Here is a 20166-nt window from a genome sequence, read left to right as displayed (position 1 = left end):
ATGGACGACCAAGGACTCAACGACGCAGCCATCATGCTGATGTCCCTCGGCGAGGAAGAGGCGGCCGAAGTGTTCAAGCATTTCTCGCCCAAGGAAGTGCAGAAGCTCGGCGAAACCATTGCGCGCATGCGCTCCGTGTCGCGCGACAAGGTGGACGAGGTCATCAACAAGTTCTCCAACGCGGCGGCGGCGCAGAGCCTTCTGGTGTCGGATACCGGCAACTACGTGCGCGCCGTGCTGCGGCGTGCGCTGGGGGATGACAAGGCCGGGCTGCTCATCGACCGCATCCTGCAGGGGGGCGACGTCTCGGGCATCGAAAGCCTGAAGTGGATGGACCCGCTGTCCGTGGCCGAGTTGCTGCGCAACGAACATCCCCAGATCGTCGCGGCCATCCTGGTGCACCTGGACAGCGACCAGGCATCGGGCATCCTGATGCACCTCACGGACCGCCAGCGCAGTGAAATTCTGTTGCGCGTGGCCACGCTCGAAGGCATACAGCCGACGGCGCTCAAGGACCTCAACGAGGTGCTGTTCAAGGTGCTAGCCGGCGGCGACAAGATCCGCAAGAGCTCGCTCGGCGGCGTCAAGGCAGCGGCCGAGATCATCAACCTGCTGGGCGGCAACATGGATGCCGTGGTGCTGGAGTCCATCCGCGGCTACGACCCCGACCTGGCCCAGAAGATCATGGACAAGATGTTCGTGTTCGAGGACGTGCTCAAGCTCGACGACAAGGCGATCCAGACCGTGCTCAAGGAAGTGGCTTCCGAAACGCTCATCGTTGCGCTCAAGGGAGCGGTGCCGGAGTTGCGCGAGAAGTTCCTCTCGAACATGTCCTCGCGTGCTTCCGAAGCGCTGCGCGAAGACCTCGAATCGCGCGGCCCGATGCGGCTGTCCGAAGTCGAGGCCCAGCAGAAGGAAATTCTCAAGACCGTGCGTCGCCTGTCCGACGAGGGTCAGATCGTGATTGGATCCGGCGGTGATGATGCCTTCGTCTAGCCAGCGTTCGTACTCGCGCTTCATCCCCAGCGAGGAAGTCGGCGATTTCACCCAGTGGAAGTTTGGCGCCGTGGATGGCTCCGACCTCGTCGAGCCAGAACCAGAGCCCGTGGCCGAGATTCCGGTCGAAATAGACGAGGCCGCGCAGCAGGCGCTGGTCCAGCAGGCGTGTGACGACGCGTATGCCGAGGGCTTTGCCCAGGGCCAGGCCCAAACGGCACTGGAGTGGCAGCGCCGCATGGATGACTACATCGCGCAGCAAGGGAACGAAGCCGCCCTGCGCCTTCAGGGTGTGATGCAGACGCTGGACGCGAGCCTGATCGACATGCAGCAGCAGATGGCCCAGCAGCTGCTGGAACTGGCGTGCGACATCGCACGCCAGGTGGTGCGCCAGGAGCTGTCTGTCAACCCCAATGCCCTGCAGCCCGTGGTGCGGGAGGCCGTGGGCATGCTGGTGACCGAAGGCCGGCCCGCGATGGTCCGGTTGAACCCCGCCGACATGGAGGCGATGGCCCAGCCCCTGCGCGAGGAGATGGATGCGCCGGGGGTGCAGTGGATGGCCGATGCCGCAGTACCGCCAGGCGGCTGTCTGGTCGAGTCTGCGGGCACCGTGGTGGATGGCAGCCTGGACAAGCGCTGGCAGCGCGCCATCGCGGCGCTGGGCCTCCAGTCGCCCTGGCAGGAGGAGGGCGGCGATGAGCGTTGAGGCCCCCGCCGCCTGGACACGCCTCATCGAGGATGCGCGCGAGCGTGTTGCCGAGGGCGCTCCGCTGGAAACACGCGGCACCCTGACGCGGCTGACAGGCCTGGTGCTGGAGGCCGTGGGCATCCGCGTGCCGGTGGGCTCGCAGTGCATGGTCCAGATGCCGGGCCATGCCCCGGTGCTGGCCGAGGTGGTGGGGTTCTCCGCCGATCGCGCGTTTCTGATGCCGGCGGGAGACATCCACGGGCTGTCCAGCGGCGCGAGCGTGGTGCCGGCGGCACCCTACGTTCCCATGTCGCGACTGGGCGAGCCCGCGCGGGCCATCCAGCGCGCCGGTGTGCTGCGCTTGCCCATGGGCGAGGGCCTGCTCGGACGGGTGGTGGACGCGCAGGGCCTGCCGCTGGACCATGGCGGGCCGGTGCAGGACGTGGTGTCCGAGCCCATGGGGCGCCGCCAGATCAATGCCATGGACCGCGATCCCGTGCGCGAATCTCTGGACACCGGCGTGCGCGCCATCAACGCCCTGCTCACGGTGGGGCGCGGCCAGCGCCTGGGCCTGTTCGCAGGCTCTGGGGTGGGCAAGAGCGTCCTGCTGGGCATGATGGCCCGCTACACCCGCGCCGACGTGATCGTGGTGGGGCTGATCGGCGAGCGGGGGCGCGAAGTCAAGGAATTCGTCGAGGACATCCTGGGCGAAGACGGCCGCGCGCGCTCGGTCGTGGTGGCCGCTCCGGCGGACGCACCCCCCCTGCTGCGCATGCAGGGCGCGGCCTATGCCACGGCCGTGGCCGAGCATTTCCGCGACAAGGGCAAGCATGTGCTGCTGCTCATGGATTCATTGACCCGCTATGCGATGGCCCAGCGCGAAATCGCGCTGGCCATTGGCGAACCCCCTGCCACCAAGGGCTATCCGCCCTCCTGTTTCGCCAAGCTCCCTCAACTCGTGGAGCGCAGCGGCAACGGACTGCATGGCGTCGGGTCCATCACGGCCTTCTATACAGTGCTCTCGGAAGGGGATGACCAGCAGGACCCCATCGCCGACGCGGCGCGCGCCATCCTGGATGGCCACATCGTGCTCTCGCGCGCGCTGGCCGAGACGGGCCATTTCCCCGCCATCGACATCGAGCAATCCGCGTCGCGCGTGATGCACAACGTGGTGTCGCGCGGGCATTTCGACCTGGCGCGGCGCTTTCGGGCGGTGTATTCGCGCTACCAGAAAAGCCGCGATCTGGTGCAGGTGGGCGCCTATATGAGCGGCTCCGATCCGGCGCTGGACGAGGCCATCCGTCTGCAGCCGCAGATGGCGGGGTTCCTGCAGCAGGACATGTTCGAGGCGGCCTCCATGGACCAGAGCGTCGCGGGCATGGCGGCGGTGCTGGACCACTGAACACAGCGGATCGCCAGCCATGTCCAGCCTCAATTCCCTGTCCGTCGCCGTCGAGGTGGCGTCCCGCAAGCGGGACGACGCGCGCAAGGTGCTGCAGGACACGCAGGCAGCGCAGCAGGCGGCACGCGCCCAGCTCGACCAGCTCGAAGACTATGCCCGTGAAACGCAAGCGCGGTGGGGCATGAAGGCCGACACCACGATGAAGCCCGAGGTGATGTACCACCACTACCAGTTCATGGACCGTTTGGGACATGCGGCGGGTGTCCAGACCGGGGTGGTGGGTGACCATGCCAACCGGGTGGAGGCGGCCCGGCGCAGCCTGCTGGAGGCGGAACTGCGGCTGGCCAGCCTGCGCAAGGTCATGGAGAAGCGGCGCCACGACCTGGAGCGGGCTGAAATGCGAAGAGATCAGAAACAAACCGATGAACGGGCTGCCCTGCAGTACCGAAGTGCGATGCAAGGCTCTGCGGGCCGGGAGTAGTGACAATGGAACAAGCAAGAATTTCTTCTCCCCAGGGCACCCAGCCGGCCCACGCCGCGCGGACCCGGTCCACGGCGCAGGCGCCGGACGACGCCCACAGTGCCGCCCCCAGCGGTTTTCTGGCCCTGCTGGCAGCGCTCGGGGATGCTGCTGCCCCGGGGGACGCCGGGCCGCTGGACCTGCCGTCCGCCGGCGCGGCGCCGGCCGATGGGTTGCCCGCCGATGCCGCGAAGGATGCCCTGGATGCTTCGGCCCTGGCGGCATGGCAGGGATTGCTGGCGCCCGACGCCGCTGTGCGGGGCGGTGCCGCCGGGGCGGCGGCGGGGCAGGGCACCGGCCTTCGCATTGCAGTGCAAGATGGAACGGCGGCAGGCTCGGGGATGCCCGGCGCGGGCGCCCAGGCAGGGGCGAACCCGTTGGCGGCTGGTGTGCCGGGCGTGGACGGCCTGCCACAGGGCATGGTGGCCGAAACGGCCATGCTCGACGCTTCCGCGGACCTCAAGGGCGGGGCACCACAGGCCGGTGCCGCAGCGTTCGGCCGGGCTTTCTCGCGCATGCAAACTGCATTGGCCCAAAGGGCGGATTCCGCAGAAATGTCCCTGGGCCGGGCCCGGGCGGGCGATGTGGCGCTGCCGACGCAAGGGCACCACATGGCGGCCGTGGCGACGGTGCAGGCCGCCAGCGAGCGCATGGCGGCGGGCCTGCCGGTTGCGGGCGCCGCCGATCGGAGCGCGGCTGCCGGGGCCGGCGACCTGGTGGCCAACGGCGCAGCGATGGCGGGCGACCTGCTGGCGGCTGCAGCGCCCGCACGGGGTGGGGAGGCCGCCGGCAATGGCGGCCGCCCTGGCGAAGGGCGGGGGGATGCCGGCGCATGGTTCGACAATGGCGGGGGCGTGGCGCCCGTGGAGCCAGGAGCGGCCGTCGATGGCGCCGCGGCGTTTGGCGATCCTGCCCAGGCCGGCATGGAGGACCAGGTCGCCGAGCAGGTGACGTACTGGATCAACCAGAAGACTCAGAATGCGGAGCTGACGCTCAACCGCGACGGGCAGCCCGTCGAGGTGTCGGTGTCGCTGTCGGGCAATGAGGCCCATGTGACTTTCCGCAGCGACCAGCCGCAGACCCGCGACATGCTGGACCGGAGCATGGCGCAATTGAGCGAGTTGCTGCGCAGCGAGGGGCTGGTGCTCTCGGGCATGTCGGTCGGCACGTCGGCCGGACAACGTGAAAATGCGGCCGACCCCGAACGGCAGGGCCGCCGCGATGGGTCACGCCAGGCGCGGGTGGTGGCCGCCACGCCGGTGGGCATGGCCTCGCCGCTGCGCGGCGGTGGCGGCGCGCCAGACCGTGCCGTGGACATCTTTGTGTGAGTCCGCATGGCGGCGGGAACCTTCGGCCCGCCCCGCATGCGCCGCGCCGTGGGCGCATTGCCGGCTCACGGCTCCTGGCGGGTGACCTGCAATCGGGATAGCGCTGCGAATGCCATGGTTTTGGGCTTTTATTCTGGCTATTATTGGTCGCAGCATCGCCCAATAATGGGCCATCCGGTCTTGTCCGCCCATTGATTGCGTGGGTACGGCCCGTCTCCCACCAAGGAATCCGCATCGTGTCAGCCAATACCCCCGCAGCGGCTCCGGCCAAAAGCAAGAAGATGCTCATCATCATCATCGGCGTTGTGGCGGTGCTGGTGATTGGCGGCGGGGTGGCGGCCTGGCTGATTTCCAGCCGCTCCCACGCCGAAGACGAGGAAGGGGCTGCGCCGGCCCGCAAGGAGGCCCCCAAGGTGGCTCCCACCTTCCTGCCCATGGAGAACATGGTGGTGAACCTGGCGGACCCCGGTGGCGACCGGTTTGCACAGATCGGCATTACCCTGGAGTTGGAAGATGCCAAGACGGCGGAACAGGTGAAGCTGTACCTGCCCACCATCCGCAGTGGCATCCTGATGCTGATTTCCCAGCGGACCTCCGCCGAATTGCTGCAAAGGGAAGGCAAGGAAAAACTGGCCTCCGATATCCTGCGCGAAGTCTCGCGTCCCCTGGGCTATCCGGTTGCCACGGAACGCGACCGCGCGCGTGCCGCGGCGGCCGACAAGGACGGCGACGAAGATGAACGCCCCGCGCGCCGGCGCACGGAGCGCAACCCGGTGCACCGGGTGCTTTTCTCCAGCTTCATCATCCAGTGACCCGGGCAAGGACCAGTCATGAGTGATTCATTTCTTTCGCAGGAAGAGGTCGATGCCCTTCTCGAAGGGGTTACTGGCGAGAGCCAGAAATCGGTCGAGGAAGTGGCGGAGGCGGGTTCCGTACGCAACTACGACATTTCCAGCCAGGAGCGCATCGTCCGTGGACGGATGCCGACGATGGAAATCGTCAATGAGCGGTTCGCGCGCAACTTCCGCATCGGCCTGTTCAATTTCATCCGCCGCAGCCCCGAGATCTCGGTGGGCACCGTGTCCGTGCAGCGCTACAGCGCCTTCCTGCGGGAGCTTGCGGTCCCCACGAATTTCAACATCGTGGCCATCCGTCCGCTGCGCGGCAGCGGGCTGATCGTGTGCGAACCCTCGCTCGTGTTCGGCATCATCGACACGCTGTACGGCGGCGTGGGCAAGTTCCAGACTCGGATCGAGGGGCGGGACTTCTCGCCCACGGAGCAACGGGTCATCAACCGCCTGGTGGATGTGATCTGCGCCGAATACAAGAAGGCGTGGCAGGGGATCTACCCCCTGGAGCTCGAATACCAGCGCTCGGAAATGCAGCCGCAGTTCGCCAACATCGCCACGCCCAGCGAAATCGTCGTGTCCACGGCCTTTCAGCTGGAAATCGGCGACCTTTCGGGGGCGATCCATATCTGCATGCCCTACGCGACGCTGGAGCCCATCCGCGACGTGCTGTATTCGTCCACACAGGGCGATTCCATCGAGGTGGATCGCCGCTGGGTGCGCGTGCTGACCCGGGAAATCCAGGCCGCCGAAGTGACGCTGGTGGCTGAACTGGCCCGCGCCGATGCCACGGTGGAGCAATTGTTGGCCATGAAGCCTGGCGATTTCATCGAGCTCGACCGCGAGCCCCGCATCCGCGCGTCGATCGGGGGCGTGCCTATTTTTGAATGCCAGTACGGAACGCACAATTCCAAGTACGCCATTCGTATCGAAGAATGCCTGCGCAATGCCGACATGAGCTGGCTGGGAGAAAAAGATGTCAACTGAAGAAGATAACAAGGACGGCGCGGCGGATGACCCCTTTGCGGGTTGGGCCGAGGCGCTCGAGGAGCAAAAGCGGACTGAGGACAAGCCCGGCGATGCCGAGCAGGGCGGCCCGCTCTCCGGCGACCCCGTGCGCCCTTTCTCTGGCGGCGGGGATGGCACGGTCAACGACATCAACATGGTGCTGGACATTCCGGTCCAGCTGTCGGTGGAGCTCGGGCGCACCAAGGTGCCGATCAAGTACATCCTTCAGCTGGCCCAAGGCTCGGTGGTGGAGCTCGACGCGCTCGCGGGCGAGCCCATGGACGTCCTGGTGAATGGCTATCTCATCGCGCAGGGCGAGGTCGTCGTGGTCAATGACAAGTTCGGTATCCGCCTCACGGACGTGGTGACCCCTTCCGAGCGCCTTCGGCGGGTCAGCCGTGGATAGTGGCAGCATGACCCAGACGCTGGTGGTGGTCGTCCTTTTCGTGGGCGCCATGGCGTTGCTGCCCTGGCTGGTCCGCCGGCTGCAGCAGCGCCACGCCACCGCCGGCCTGGGGGCTGGAGCGGCTTCCCGCGTGCTCTCCGCCGTGGCCGTGGGTCCCCAGCAGCGCGTGGTCACCGTGGAGGTGGGGCCGGAACACGCGCGGACCTGGCTGGTTCTTGGCGTGACCGCGCAGCAGGTGAGCTGCCTGCACGTGCTGCCGGCCGTTGCCGCCAGCACGCCTTCCGCGGCGCCCAAGGCGGAACCATCTTTCGCGCACGCGGTTGCGTCGGCCGTCAACGCGCCTGGAAGTCCTTCCCATGGCTGAGGCTTCACGGGTGCGTCATGTGCTGCTGCTGGCTGCGGTGGCCGCCCTGGGCGCCATGGTGCATGGCACGGCCGCCGCGCAGGCCTCCGCGGGCGCACTGCCATTGGTGGTGGGCAGCGGCCCTTCGGGCAACAGCTATTCGGTGCCCATCCAGACCCTGCTGTTCTTCACGGCCCTGTCCTTCCTGCCGGCGGTGCTGCTCATGATGACGGGCTTCACGCGCATCGTGATCGTTTTGTCTCTCCTGCGCCAGGCGCTGGGTACCCAGTCGGCGCCGCCCAACCAGGTCATCATCGGACTGTCGCTGTTTCTCACCTTCTTCGTGATGGGGCCCACCCTGGACCGGGTGTACCAGGACGCCTATGTGCCTTACACCAACAACACCATCAGCTTCGAACAGGCCCTGGTCAAGGCCGAGGCGCCGATGCGCAGCTTCATGCTCAAGCAGACCCGGCAATCCGATTTCGCCCTCTTTTCCCGGCTGGCGCGCCTGGATGCGAGCGTGACGGCGGAAACCGCGCCGCTGCGGGTGCTGGTGCCAGCCTTTGTCACCAGCGAACTGAAATCGGCATTTCAGATCGGCTTCATGATCTTCATCCCGTTTCTGGTGATCGACATGGTGGTGTCGAGCATCCTCATGTCCTTGGGCATGATGATGCTGTCTCCGGTGCTGGTGGCACTGCCGTTCAAGCTCATGCTGTTTGTGCTGGCGGACGGCTGGAATTTGCTGATCGGCTCGCTGGCTGCCAGTTTTGTTCCCTGAAGGAGTGGGCGATGACTTCGCAAATGGTGCTGACCATCGGGCGCGACGCCTTGACGCTGCTGCTGATGATTTCGATGCCGGTGCTCGGTGCCGTGATGGCGGTGGGGCTGATCGTGAGCATTTTCCAGGCGGTCACGCAGATCCATGAGGCGACACTGGCCTTTGTTCCCAAGCTGATCGCCGCGATGGTGGTTTTTGCGATCGCGGGGCCCTGGATGCTCAGTACCCTGGTGGACTTTATCCGCCGGACGATCGAGTCCATTCCGTCGATGATCGGCTAGTGCGGGGCACGGCCTTGCGCTTCGCGCCGCACCCTTTGTTCGCCAGCCCCATTTCTGGCTGCCCATCGGGGATCGCGTGATCACTTTCTCCGAAGCCCAGCTGATGGCCTGGCTGTCTCCCATCCTGTGGCCATTCTTGCGCGTGCTCGCCGTCTTCTCGGTCGCGCCAGTGTTTTCCATGCGGACGATACCCATGCGCGTCAAGATCGGACTGGCGTTCCTGGTGGCGCTGTGCGCCCAGGGCGTGCTGGTCAATCAACCGGTCATCAGCGTCAACGGGCGCGAGGCATTCGGAGCCGTGGCCCAGCAAGTGGCCGTGGGGCTTGCGATCGGGTTTTCCGTCCGGCTGGTGTTTGCGGCCGTGGAGCTGGCGGGCGAAATCATCGGGTTGCAGATGGGGTTGAATTTCGCATCATTTTTCGACCCCTCTTCGAATGCGCAGATCAGTGCGGTAGCCCGCTTTTTTGGACACATGTCCATGCTGCTCTTTGTGGTGATCAATGGCCATCTGCTGATCTTGATGGCCGTGGTGAAGAGTTTTGACCGCTTTCCGGTCGATGGCAACTTCCTGCAGGCCCTTGGGCAGATGCGCATTTACGAGCTGGGTTCGTCCCTGTTTTCCAGTGCGCTGTGGATCGCGCTGCCCATGATCGCGCTCCTGCTGTTCGTCAACTTGACGCTGGGCATCATTTCGCGGGTGGCGCCGCAGATGAACATCTATGCCGTGGGGTTCCCGGTGACGTTGACCGTGGGCATGCTGGGCATCGTGGCCACGCTCCCGCTGCTGGAGCAACCGGTGCTGGCGCTGATGCAGCAGGCGGTCGATCTCTTTGCCACGCAGCGATAGTGGGGAAAGAGGGGGGTGTGCAGGCCGTCTCAGACCAGCTGGTTGCGGATGGCGTAGACGGTGAGTTCCGCGTTGTTCGAGAGCTTCAGCTTCTCCAGCACGCGCGAACGGTACACGCTCACGGTCTTGGGGCTGAGCATCAACTCCTCGGCGATGTCCGACAGCCTGCGGCCGGAGGCAATCTTGACCAGTGTCTGCAACTCCCGCTCGGACAGCGCCGCATGCGGCGCCTCCGGCGTGGGCTGTGCCAGGCTGTCCGCCAGCATCTGGGCAACCTCTGCCGTGAGGTACTTGCGCCCCTGCATGACGGTGCGCACGGCCGCAATCAATTCGACCGGATCCCCTGCCTTGTTGGCGTATCCCTGGGCGCCGGCCTTCAGGCAGCGCAGGGCGTACTGGTCTTCCGGGTACATGGACACCACCAGCACCTTGATGGCGGAGTGCGTCTCGCGCAGGCTGGCCAGCACCTCAAGGCCGCTGCGCCCCGGCATGTTCAGGTCCAGCAGCAGCACATCGCAGGCTGCCGAGCGCAGCACCTCGCGCAGCTCGGAATATCCCCCGGCCTCTCCAGTCACCTGGATATCGGGGGCGTCGGCCAGCGTGTCGCGTATTCCGCGCCGCAGAACGGCATGGTCATCGCACAGGACCACATGAATCACTGCACATCTCCTGGGGCTGGTGATGGGTGCGATGTTAGCGGTATGGAAAGGATCACGGAGGTGCCCTGGCCGGGCCGGCTGCTGATATCCAGCCACCCCCCGACAGTCCGGGCGCGTTCATGCAGGCCCTTGAGCCCGAAGGCCTTGGGCTTGTCGAGCATTTGCGGATCGATGCCCCGGCCATCGTCGGTGACCTCCAGCGTCAGGACGCCCTCCTTGTCGGAGAGATCGATACGCACAGTGCCTGGATGGGCATGTTTGGAAATATTGGTCAGCGCTTCCTGCGCGGTGCGGTAGGCCGCCAGCTGGATATCCGGCGGAGCGTGGATGGTCTCGCTGCTGGTCACGACCGGAGCCGGTATGCCCGAGCGGCGCTCGAAGCCGGCGGCAAGCCACTGAACGGCTGCCACCAGCCCCTGTTCGAGGATCGGCGGGCGCAGGTTCATCATGATCCGCTGGCTCGCCTCGATGGCGTGCTGCAGCATCTCGGCCGCCGACGCCGCGTGTTCCTGCATCGCCGGGGCCGTGCTGTGGCGTCCGATCCATGCCACATCGAACCTCACGGCCGTCAATGCGCCGCCGATGTCGTCATGAATTTCTCGGGCGATGGATGCGCGTTCCTGCTCGATCGATGTTTGCAGGTGTTCTGTCAGTTCCGCCAGCCGGCGTTCGGACGCCTCCAGCTGCGCCACGGCCTGTTCGCGCGCCTTGCGGGCGTCGTGGACCTCCAGAGCGCGTGCGATCACATGGGGCAGGCGCTGCAGGTCGTCCTTGAGCAGGTAGTCTGCGATGCCCAGGCGGATGGCGTCCACGGCGGCTGCCTCGCCGATGGCGCCGGACAGCAGCACAAAAGGGGGGTGCTGCGGCTTTTGCGCCACATGCGTCCATGCGTCCAGCGCGGTAAAGCCTGGCAGGCGGTAATCTGCCAGGATGATGTCAAAAGCCTGGGTATCGGTCAGCCGCTGGAAGTCGGCAAGCGAGTCGACCTGATGGAGATGGCAATGGAGCCCGGACCGCCGCAGGGTCAAGGCGGTCAGCTCATGGTCCGCCAGTGAATCTTCAAGATGCAGGATGCTGAGGGTCTGGTCTGGTGCTATGGTGACCATAGGAGCGCTATCATAGGATACAAATTGGAACAAACAAGGGTGTTTGTCCGATTGGGATGGTTTCAGCGTCAGCGTCCAATGGATGCCGACACCATGGTGCGCATGCCTTTGCTTTGGGCTTTTGTGCAGATATCGTAGTCCTGGGATTTTTGCGTGCTTTGCTGCTGCGTGCTGCGATGGAGAAACGATGCAATCTACGCTAACAACGTCTGGAGGACCTGCTGTCCAGGTTCCCGTCATGGTGGCGGCAGAGCTGCAGGATTCGTTGCTGGTCGTGATGCATGACCTGCATCGCCTGGAAGGCCTGCTCAGCCATGCCACCGACAACCTGCTGGAACGTTTTGGAGAGGCCAATGCCGTGCTGACGGACGCGGCTGTGGCCGATTCTCCGGAGCTGGTGGCCGCTCGGGCCGCGCTGCGCAGCGCCGTGACCGAATTGCAGTTCCAGGATATGGCGTCCCAGTTGATCTGGCACACGACCAAGGTGCTTCAAGGATGCGCTTTCCGCTTGGCCTCCGAGGCCATGGGCAATGAAGATGGTGAAGAAGCAGCGCCATTTGCAGAGATGGCGCCGGACCGGCCCAACCCCGTCACGCAAAGCGAGATGGATGCCGGTTCCGTGGACCTGTTCTGATCTTCACGTCACTGGTTAACCTATATATTCAAGTCAGTTGGAGCCTTACATGCAATCGATCCTAGCCGTAGATGATTCACCGTCCATGCGGAAAATGGTGTCGTTCACTCTCACGGGTGCCGGCTACCACGTTGTGGAGGCGGTGGATGGGCAGGATGCCCTTGAGAAGGCCGAGAGCCATGACATTGATCTGGTCCTGGCCGACCAGAACATGCCGCGCCTGGACGGTATCGGATTGACGCGCAAACTGCGCGAGAACCCCAAATTCAAGACCATCCCGATCCTGATCCTCACCACCGAGTCGAGCGATCAGATGAAGCAGGCCGGGCGCACGGCCGGGGCGACGGGCTGGCTGGTCAAGCCTTTTGATCCCAATCGCCTGATCGAAGTCATCCAGAAAGTGATCCGCTGAGCCGGATTGGATTGGCCCGGACCACCAAGTACACAGGAGCCCACGATGGCGGAAACCTACCAAGAAGGATCGGGAGCAGGCGCTGACTTCGACCTGAGCCAGTTCTATCAGATCTTTTTCGAGGAAGCGGGCGAAAACCTGGACCAGATGGAGCAGATGCTCCTGGATCTGGATCTGAGCAGCGCCAATGATGAAGAGCTCAACGGCATCTTCCGGTGCGCCCATTCCATCAAGGGTGGCTCGGCCACCTTTGGTTTTTCGGACGTGGCGGAGCTGACGCACCAGATGGAGTCCTTGCTGGACCGGTTGCGCCGCCATGAGCTGCAACCCGTTCCCCAGATGGTGGACGTGCTGCTGGAGTCCGCCGATGCATCCCGCAGCTTGCTGGCCCGCCATCAGGCCGGAGGCCAGGGAGAGGCTGTCTCCACCACGTCGCTGGTGCGCCGCATCAGTGAGCTTGCTGCGGGGCTCGTCCCCAGCGACGCGCCCGCCGTGGCACCACCGCCACCTGCGCCAGCCCCGCAGGTAGCGGCTCCAGCGCCCAAGGCGGTGACGCCCGCAGTCGCCGGACAGGCGCGTGCACTGGAAATCCAGATCGGCCCGCTGGAGCGGCCGCAGCAGGCCGATGCCATCAAGGAACTGTTCCGGGATATTCCCGGGCTCGGTGCCATCCGGGACATGGAAAGCACCCAGCCCAACACGCGGCTGTTCGCGGTGGAGACCACCTCCACCAACGATGATCTGCTCGACCTGTTCGCCTTCCATGTGTCCAAGGAGCAGGTCCTCATCCGTGAGGCCGCTGCAGCAGCGGCTGCAGCCCCGGAGGACGCGGACGACGATGTCGTGGTCGCCGCGGATGCCGCCGGAGGCGAGGCTTACGGCTTCTTCAGCGATGCGCCGGGTGCTCCCGGCACCGATGCGCCCCGGGCGGCAGCGCAGGCCCCCGCACAAGCGCCCAAGGCTGCGGCCCCCAAGGCTGCGGAGCCCAAGGTCGCCATGCAGGCGCAGATGGAGTCCACGACGATTCGCGTGGACGTGAAAAAGGTCGACCAGCTCATCAACCTGGTGGGTGAACTTGTGATCACCCAGGCGATGCTCGCGCAGAACAGCCGGGGGCTGGATGCAGGCGCCTACCAGCAGCTGCTGGCGGGCCTGGCCGACCTGGATCGCAACACGCGCGACCTGCAGGAATCGGTCATGTCGATCCGCATGATTCCGATGTCCATCGTCTTCAGCCGCTTCCCCCGCATGCTGCGGGACTTGGCGAACAAGCTGGGCAAGAAGGTCGAACTGGTGACGCTGGGCGAGGCCACCGAACTGGACAAGGGGCTGGTCGAGAAGATCACCGATCCGCTGACACACCTGGTGCGCAACAGCTGCGACCACGGGATCGAGATGCCGGCGGACCGCTTGGCCAAGGGCAAGTCGGAACACGGGACCATCACGCTGTCGGCCTCGCACCAGGGTGGATCGATCGTGATCGAGGTGCGCGACGATGGCCGTGGCCTCTCGCGCGAGAAGATCCTCAGCAAGGCGCAGGAGCGCGGCATCGAAGTGTCCGAGCAGATGAGCGATGCGGAAGTCTGGCAGCTGATCTTTGCACCAGGCTTTTCCACCGCCGACGAGGTGACTGACGTGTCCGGGCGCGGCGTGGGCATGGACGTTGTCAAGCGCAATATCGCGGCGCTCAACGGGTCGGTGGAGATTGACTCGGCCGAGGGTTACGGAATGAAGGTTTCCGTGCGCCTGCCGTTGACGCTGGCCATCATGGATGGCATGTCCGTGGGCGTGAGCGACGAGGTCTACATCCTGCCGCTGTCTTCCGTCGTGGAGTCCTTCCAGGTCAACGCGGACGATGTGAGCACCGTGGCACAGGGATCGCAACTGGTGAAGGTGCGCGACGAATACATGCCGGTGATCGCGCTGGAAAAGATCTTCCAGGTGCCGCGTTTTGACCCCAACAAGTCCAGCAACATCATGGTGGTCGTGGAAGCGGATGGCAGCCGTGTTGCGCTGCTGGTGGATGAGCTGCTGGGCCAGCACCAGGTGGTGGTCAAGAACCTGGAATCGAACTACCGCAAGGTCCCCAACGTGTCGGGCGCCACCATTCTGGGCGACGGCACGGTGGCGCTCATCCTGGATACGGGCGGGCTGGTGCGGCGGGCGCGCCACTAGATTTGAGCAGCCGTGCCCGAAGGGCAGGGCGCTGTCACGAAAGGAGAATTCACCATGAGTGTGATGGGTAAAACCGCAGAGGCGGTGCCAACGGGCACCCGCGAATATCTGACGTTCCGCCTCGACCAGGAAGAGTACGGCATCGATATCCTGAAGGTGCAGGAGATCCGTGGCTATGAGCCACCGACACGGATTGCGAACGCCCCCAGTTTCATCAAGGGCGTCGTGAACCTGCGCGGCACGATCGTGCCCATTGTCGACATGCGCCTCAAGTTCAATTGCGCGCAGGCGGACTACAACAGCTTCACGGTGGTCATCATCTTGAACCTCCGCAACCGGGTGGTCGGAATCGTGGTGGACTCCGTCAGCGATGTGATGGAACTGACGCCCGAGAGCATTCGCTCTGCACCGGATATTGAAAGCGCCATCGACAACAGCTGCATCCTCGGGCTCGGGTCGGTGGGTGAGCGCATGCTGATTCTGCTGGACATCGAGAAACTCATGTCCGGCGTGGACATGGGGCTGGTGACCGCCAACGAATAGGGCGAATAGGGCGCAACCGTCACACCAGTGGTGGATCCAGCACCTGCCAGCAGATGGCGGGTGTGGCTAGCAGGTCTCTTGGAGCGAACAGGATTTCCCGTCGGACGATCAATATGGCCCAACCCACCAGTGCATTCCCCACGGCCCGGCCCACCACCGCCAGGGTGGATCCGGTCTATGCCGCCGCGGCTGCCCCCTCGGGGCCGCTGGCCCAGGGGCGCGAGTTTGTCTGGACCAATGCGGATTTCGCGCGGGTGCAGGCGCTGATCTATCAGCGCGCGGGCATCAGCTTGCACGACGGCAAGCACGCCATGGTGTACAGCCGCCTTTCGCGCCGTTTGCGTGACACGGGGCACAACAGTTTTCACGACTATCTCGGATGGCTTGAGACGCATGACGGCCCGGAGTGGCAGGAGTTCATCAATGCGCTCACCACCAACCTCACGGCCTTCTTCCGCGAACAGCACCATTTCGAGATCTTCGCCTCGCATCTGCGCAGCAAGCCATCGACTGGCTGGCGGGTCTGGTGCAATGCCGCCTCTACCGGAGAAGAACCCTATTCCATCGTGATGACGGCGTTCGAGGCGCTGGGGGCCAACGCGTCTTTCAAGCTGACCGCCAGCGACATCGATTCCCGCGTGCTGGCGACGGCAGCGCAGGGGGTGTACCGCCTCGACAGCCTCAAAGGCCTGAGCCCGGAGCGCCTGCAGAAGTTCTTTCTGCGGGGCAAGGGGGCCAATCTGGGCATGGTGCGGGCCAAGCCGGAACTGCGGCGTGCCATTGATTTCATGAGTGTGAACCTCATCCGGGACGACTGGCCGTTCAAAGAGCCCTTCGATGTGGTTTTTTGCCGCAACGTGATGATCTACTTTGATGCACCCACGCAGCGGCGGGTGCTGGAGAGGATCCACAGGGTCCTCAAGCCCGGCGGCATGCTGTTTGTAGGGCATGCCGAGAACTTCAGCGAGTCCAGGGACCTGTTTACGCTGCGCGGCAAAACGGTGTACGAGCGTCGCTGACCCGCCATGTTGCCTAGCACCGAGCACACATGACCACCACTCCATCAGGCTCATCCCCTTCTTCGGCCGTTGCCGCGCCTGGCATGTCCGAGCGGCGCCGTGCTCCCCGCATCGCCCCCCTGAGCGCGGACATCTATGCCGCCGGGTCAGGGCCGGCCCGGGAGTCTTCGCTGCAGGAGCTCAAGGCGCACAGCCGCAAACCCGGGGAGGCTTCCTTCTTTTATCTGGACCATCACTTTCAGCACAATGCCGTGAAGGTCCTTCCGGGCGAATATTTTGTCGCCGACGAGAACATGGTCATCATGACCGTGCTGGGGTCATGCATTGCCGCCTGCCTGTGGGACAGCCGTGCGCGCATAGGAGGCATGAATCATTTCATGCTGCCCGATGGCGATGTGGGGGATGCTTCGGGGCGCTATGGCTCGTACGCCATGGAATTGCTGATCAACGAGATGCTCAAGCTCGGAGCCCGCCGCGAAACCATGCAGGCCAAGATTTTTGGCGGGGCGCAGGTCATGCACAACTTCACGACCATGAATGTCGGTGAGCGCAACACCAATTTTGTTTTGAACTACCTTCACACGGAGCGTATTCCCATCGTCTCCGAGGATGTGCTGGATATCTATCCGCGCAAGGTGGTTTTTTTCCCCATCACAGGGAAAGCCATGGTCAAGCGGTTGGCGCACGCACATCCCGAGGCCCTGGTGGCCCAGGAAGTGCGCGGCAATGCCGCCACCGTGGCCAAGACCACCTCGGGCGGTTCTGTCGATCTGTTTTGAGGAAGGCGTGAGTTAATGAGCAGGAAAATCCGGGTGATCGTGGTGGACGATTCGGCGTTGGTCCGCAGTCTGCTGTCCGAGATCATCAACCGGCAGCGGGACATGGAGTGCATCGGCACGGCCAATGATCCCTTGGTGGCGCGCGAGATGATCCGCGAGCTCAACCCCGATGTCATCACACTGGATGTCGAGATGCCGCGCATGGACGGCATCGACTTCCTGGGGCGGTTGATGCGCTTGCGACCGATGCCGGTGGTGATGATTTCCACGCTGACGGAGCGGGGCGCTGAAGTGACGATGAAGGCTCTGGAACTGGGCGCGGTGGATTTTGTGGCCAAGCCCCGTGTCGGTCTGGCCAGCGGCCTCAACGATCTGGCCACCCAGATCGTGGACAAGATCCGCGTGGCCGCGGTGGCGCAGGTTCGCCGCGCGCCCGCTCGCGAAACCACCGCCGCTGGCGGTGCGGGGAGTGGTGCAGGTGCAGCGCCTGCCATGCCCGCGTCGGCGCTCCTGGGGCGCCTGTCCACCGAAAAACTGATTTGCATCGGGGCATCCACCGGCGGTACCGAGGCCATCAAGGAGGTGCTGGTGCAGATGCCGGCGGATTCGCCCGCCATTGTCATCACCCAGCATATGCCCCCGGGTTTCACCACCAGCTTCGCGGCCCGCCTCAATGGCTTGTGCCAGATCACGGTCAAGGAAGCCGTGAACGGGGAACGCATCCTGCCTGGCCATGCCTACATCGCTCCGGGGGGAACCCAGTTCCACGTGGCCCGCAGTGGTGCCAACTATGTTGCCGTGGTGGATGATGGCCCGCCGGTGAATCGCCACAAGCCCTCGGTCGAGGTGCTGTTCAAGTCGGCCGCTGCCGTGGTGGGGCGCAATGCCTTCGGCATCATGCTCACCGGAATGGGCAACGATGGCGCGGCCGCGATGAAAGAGATGAAGGATGCCGGCAGCTACAACTACGTGCAGGATGAAGCCAGCTGCATCGTATTTGGCATGCCGCGCGAAGCCATTGCCCACGGCGCCGCGGATGAGGTTCTGCCGCTGGGGCAGATCGCCTCCGCATTGATTACGCGTTTGCGGGGCGCGACGGATCGGCTGCACCACCGGATCTGATGGCCGGGCACGGCCTGCGTTGCAGGCCGCGCATTTTGGCGACAGAGCAGCGCGGTCCTGCTTGTGCCCGGTGCCTTGGTGCCTCAGGCGGACAGGGCCGTCCAGCGTTCCAGTGCAGCCATCAACTCTTCCTCGATGGCCCCGGCCCGCGTGGTCATGGCGGCGGCCCGTGCGGGGTCGGCGCTGTACAGGGTGCCATCCGCCAGAGCATCCTGCAGTTCCTGCTGCTCTGCTTCGAGTCCGGCGATCTGTGCAGGCAACTGGTCGAGCTCACGCTGTTCCTTGTAGCTAAGCTTCTTTTTTGATAGCGGCTCGCGCTTGCTGGATGAGGCCTGAGCCGGATTTTCGCTCAAATTCTCTCGGCCAGCCTTCTGGCCGGGCGCGGGGGAGGCCTGGAGTGCCCGGCTGCGCTTGGATTGCTGCAACCAGTCCTGCACGCCACCTTCATATTCCCGCCACAGGCCGTCGCCCTCGAAGGCGATGGTGCTGGTGACCACGTTGTCGAGAAAAGTCCGGTCATGGCTGACGAGGAACACGGTACCTTCGTAGTTCTCCAGCAGCTCCTCCAGAAGATCGAGGGTGTCGATGTCCAGGTCATTGGTGGGCTCATCCAGTACCAGGACATTCGCGGGACGCGCGAACAGCCGGGCCAGCAGCAGCCGGTTACGCTCGCCGCCCGACAGCGAGCGGACAGGGGAATGCGCGCGGGCCGGAGAGAACAGGAAGTCGCTCAGGTAGCTCTTGACATGCTTGCGCTGGTTGCCGATTTCGATCCATTCGCTGCCTGGGCTGATGAAGTCCTCCAGCGTGGCATCCAGGTTGACGGCATGGCGCATCTGGTCGAAATACGCGACCTGCAGATTGGCGCCTTGGCGGATGGTGCCTTCGTCGGGTGCCAGCTCCCCGAGAATCATCTTGAGCAAGGTGGTTTTGCCTGCGCCGTTGGGTCCTATCAAGCCCACCTTGTCGCCGCGCAGGATCGTTCCGGTGAAGTTGCGCACAATGGTCTTGTCGCCGAAGGATTTGCCCACACCGTTGAGCTCCGCGACGATCTTGCCCTGATACCCGCTGGAACTGCCGGTCGCCACGTCCATGCGAACGCTGCCCACCACTTCCCGGCGGGCCTCGCGGCGCGCGCGCAGGTGCTCCAGGCGGCTGATGCGGCTCTGACTGCGGGTGCGGCGCGCCTCGACGCCGCGGCGAATCCAGACTTCCTCCTGGGCGAGGAGTTTGTCGGCCTTGGCCGAAATGACGGCTTCCTGGGCCAGCTGATCCTCCTTTTGTATCTGGTATTGCGCGAAGTTGCCGGGGTAGGAGCGCAACTGCCCACGATCAAGCTCCACGATGCGGGTGGCAACGCGGTCCAGGAACGACCGGTCATGGGTGATGGTGACCACACTGCCTGGAAAATCAAGCAGAAGGTCTTCAAGCCATTCGATAGAGTCGAGGTCCAGATGGTTGGTGGGCTCATCCAGCAACAGGACGTCCGGGCGGGCTACCAGCGCTTGTGCGAGTGCCACACGCTTCTTGGTCCCCCCTGACAACGTGCCCACAACGGCATCCGGATCCAGATGCAGGCGCTGCAGTGTTTCCTCTACCCGCTGCTCCCAGTTCCAGGCGTCGTAGGCTTCAATTTCGGATTGCAGGGCATCGAGGTCCAGGCCTTCCGCACCCGACAGGTACTGGTCACGGATGGCAATGACGCGCTGCAGTCCTTCGGACGCGGACTTGAAGATGGTGGCGGTGGAATCCAGAGAGGGTTCCTGGGCCACGAAGGCAATGCGCACGCCCTGTTGTACCTGCAGTGAGCCGTCGTCTGGTTTGGCCAGCCCCCCGAGAATCTTGAGCAGCGAGGACTTGCCCGCGCCATTGCGCCCGATCAGTCCCACGCGCTCGGCAGTCTCCAGGGAAAAGCCGGCGTGGTCCAGCAGTGCAACATGCCCAAATGCGAGTTGGGCGTCCAGTAAGGTGATAAGTGCCATAAGGGCAGGATTATCGGGGGGAGGGTGGTGTTGCCGGCGATGGGGCAGAACTGGGCGGGGCGCTCGCACCCCCACTGGATGTGTTTTCTCACCCTTTAGTAGAGGACCGCAAGGAGGCGCAGTGGTCGTGGCGTGGCCGACGCCTGCATGGAGCGCAGGTTGGAGGAGGCCTTCAGGAAAGAAATGATCAACTTTCTTTTCGCCCTTCGAACTCATGCTATAGTCGAGGGCTTCGCTACTGAGGCGGTGCTGCAGAGATGCGGGGCGCTGGAGGTTCGGGTGAT

At 64.5% G+C, this 20166-nt stretch carries 22 protein-coding genes; 19 read left to right on the top strand and 3 right to left on the bottom strand.

Annotated features, from left to right (window positions below; translation table 11 throughout):
- The 12 genes from fliG to fliR all read left to right on the top strand — a co-directional run bounded on the left by fliG (position 1) and on the right by fliR (position 9451).
- Positions 1-996 carry a flagellar motor switch protein FliG gene (gene fliG / locus AC1RCS_RS12330; RefSeq protein ID WP_218296970.1) on the top strand — a complete coding sequence of 332 codons (996 nt, stop codon included), beginning with the start codon at positions 1-3 and terminating at the stop codon, positions 994-996.
- Positions 980-1702 (top strand): FliH/SctL family protein, encoded by a 723-nt coding sequence (locus AC1RCS_RS12325; RefSeq protein ID WP_492245118.1) that lies wholly within the window; start codon positions 980-982, stop codon positions 1700-1702. Before fliG ends, AC1RCS_RS12325 begins: the two co-directional genes overlap by 17 nt.
- Entirely contained in the window at positions 1692-3086 is a 1395-nt protein-coding gene (gene fliI / locus AC1RCS_RS12320; protein ID WP_492245119.1) for a flagellar protein export ATPase FliI, read from the top strand. The genes AC1RCS_RS12325 and fliI overlap by 11 nt, the downstream gene beginning before the upstream one ends.
- 19 nt (positions 3087-3105) lie before the next feature.
- A complete protein-coding gene (gene fliJ / locus AC1RCS_RS12315; protein WP_218296973.1) occupies positions 3106-3567 on the top strand; it encodes a flagellar export protein FliJ in 462 nt (153 codons plus the stop codon).
- A 5-nt stretch (positions 3568-3572) separates the two neighbouring features.
- Entirely contained in the window at positions 3573-4934 is a 1362-nt protein-coding gene (locus AC1RCS_RS12310; protein ID WP_492245120.1) for a flagellar hook-length control protein FliK, read from the top strand.
- Positions 4935-5170: 236 nt separating this feature from the next.
- Positions 5171-5746, top strand: coding sequence for a flagellar basal body-associated FliL family protein (locus AC1RCS_RS12305; RefSeq protein WP_218296974.1), 576 nt, complete (start codon positions 5171-5173; stop codon positions 5744-5746).
- An 18-nt stretch (positions 5747-5764) separates the two neighbouring features.
- Entirely contained in the window at positions 5765-6769 is a 1005-nt protein-coding gene (gene fliM, locus AC1RCS_RS12300) for a flagellar motor switch protein FliM (RefSeq protein WP_010466026.1), read from the top strand.
- Positions 6759-7196, top strand: coding sequence for a flagellar motor switch protein FliN (gene fliN, locus AC1RCS_RS12295; protein WP_218296975.1), 438 nt, complete (start codon positions 6759-6761; stop codon positions 7194-7196). The genes fliM and fliN overlap by 11 nt, the downstream gene beginning before the upstream one ends.
- 7 nt (positions 7197-7203) lie before the next feature.
- The gene (locus tag AC1RCS_RS12290) at positions 7204-7560 is read left to right on the top strand and encodes a FliO/MopB family protein (RefSeq protein ID WP_369643493.1); all 357 of its coding nucleotides are present in this window, start codon (positions 7204-7206) and stop codon (positions 7558-7560) included.
- Entirely contained in the window at positions 7553-8323 is a 771-nt protein-coding gene (fliP, locus tag AC1RCS_RS12285) for a flagellar type III secretion system pore protein FliP (RefSeq protein WP_369643492.1), read from the top strand. Before AC1RCS_RS12290 ends, fliP begins: the two co-directional genes overlap by 8 nt.
- Before the next feature lie 11 nt (positions 8324-8334).
- Complete coding sequence (gene fliQ / locus AC1RCS_RS12280) at positions 8335-8604, top strand: flagellar biosynthesis protein FliQ (RefSeq protein ID WP_218296978.1); 270 nt, start codon at positions 8335-8337, stop codon at positions 8602-8604.
- Positions 8605-8680: 76 nt separating this feature from the next.
- Positions 8681-9451, top strand: a complete 771-nt coding sequence (fliR, locus tag AC1RCS_RS12275) for a flagellar biosynthetic protein FliR (protein ID WP_218296979.1) — start codon at positions 8681-8683, stop codon at positions 9449-9451.
- Between the two features lie 29 nt (positions 9452-9480).
- On the opposite strand, the gene AC1RCS_RS12270 is transcribed toward fliR, so the two are convergent.
- Both AC1RCS_RS12270 and AC1RCS_RS12265 read right to left on the bottom strand, forming a co-directional pair.
- Positions 9481-10110 (bottom strand): response regulator, encoded by a 630-nt coding sequence (locus AC1RCS_RS12270; protein WP_218296980.1) that lies wholly within the window; start codon positions 10108-10110, stop codon positions 9481-9483.
- Positions 10107-11216, bottom strand: coding sequence for a hybrid sensor histidine kinase/response regulator (locus AC1RCS_RS12265; RefSeq protein WP_218296981.1), 1110 nt, complete (start codon positions 11214-11216; stop codon positions 10107-10109). The genes AC1RCS_RS12270 and AC1RCS_RS12265 overlap by 4 nt, the downstream gene beginning before the upstream one ends.
- A gap of 187 nt (positions 11217-11403) precedes the next feature.
- On the opposite strand from AC1RCS_RS12265, the gene AC1RCS_RS12260 reads away from it, so the two are divergent.
- The 7 genes from AC1RCS_RS12260 (at position 11404) to AC1RCS_RS12230 (ending at position 17900) form a co-directional block, all read left to right on the top strand.
- Positions 11404-11850 carry a hypothetical protein gene (locus tag AC1RCS_RS12260; protein ID WP_218296982.1) on the top strand — a complete coding sequence of 149 codons (447 nt, stop codon included), beginning with the start codon at positions 11404-11406 and terminating at the stop codon, positions 11848-11850.
- A gap of 49 nt (positions 11851-11899) precedes the next feature.
- The gene (locus AC1RCS_RS12255) at positions 11900-12262 is read left to right on the top strand and encodes a response regulator (RefSeq protein ID WP_056173069.1); all 363 of its coding nucleotides are present in this window, start codon (positions 11900-11902) and stop codon (positions 12260-12262) included.
- A 45-nt stretch (positions 12263-12307) separates the two neighbouring features.
- Complete coding sequence (locus AC1RCS_RS12250; protein ID WP_218296983.1) at positions 12308-14437, top strand: chemotaxis protein CheA; 2130 nt, start codon at positions 12308-12310, stop codon at positions 14435-14437.
- A 54-nt stretch (positions 14438-14491) separates the two neighbouring features.
- Positions 14492-14980, top strand: a complete 489-nt coding sequence (locus AC1RCS_RS12245) for a chemotaxis protein CheW (RefSeq protein WP_218296984.1) — start codon at positions 14492-14494, stop codon at positions 14978-14980.
- 113 nt (positions 14981-15093) lie between these two features.
- Positions 15094-15999 (top strand): CheR family methyltransferase, encoded by a 906-nt coding sequence (locus AC1RCS_RS12240; protein ID WP_255594838.1) that lies wholly within the window; start codon positions 15094-15096, stop codon positions 15997-15999.
- Positions 16000-16028: 29 nt separating this feature from the next.
- Complete coding sequence (cheD, locus tag AC1RCS_RS12235; RefSeq protein WP_218296985.1) at positions 16029-16778, top strand: chemoreceptor glutamine deamidase CheD; 750 nt, start codon at positions 16029-16031, stop codon at positions 16776-16778.
- Positions 16779-16793: 15 nt separating this feature from the next.
- Positions 16794-17900 (top strand): protein-glutamate methylesterase/protein-glutamine glutaminase, encoded by a 1107-nt coding sequence (locus AC1RCS_RS12230; RefSeq protein WP_218296986.1) that lies wholly within the window; start codon positions 16794-16796, stop codon positions 17898-17900.
- Positions 17901-17983: 83 nt separating this feature from the next.
- Here the strand turns inward: AC1RCS_RS12230 and AC1RCS_RS12225 are convergent, their stop codons facing one another.
- On the bottom strand, positions 17984-19882 hold the full coding sequence (locus tag AC1RCS_RS12225; RefSeq protein ID WP_218296987.1) for an ATP-binding cassette domain-containing protein: 1899 nt from the start codon (positions 19880-19882) through the stop codon (positions 17984-17986).
- Positions 19883-20166: the final 284 nt, after the last annotated feature.

The sequence above is a fragment of the Acidovorax sp. GW823-FHT01C06 genome (assembly GCF_058798375.1).
The sequence above is the reverse complement of the archived record's forward strand: the minus strand, read 5'-3'. Positions and strand labels throughout refer to the sequence as shown.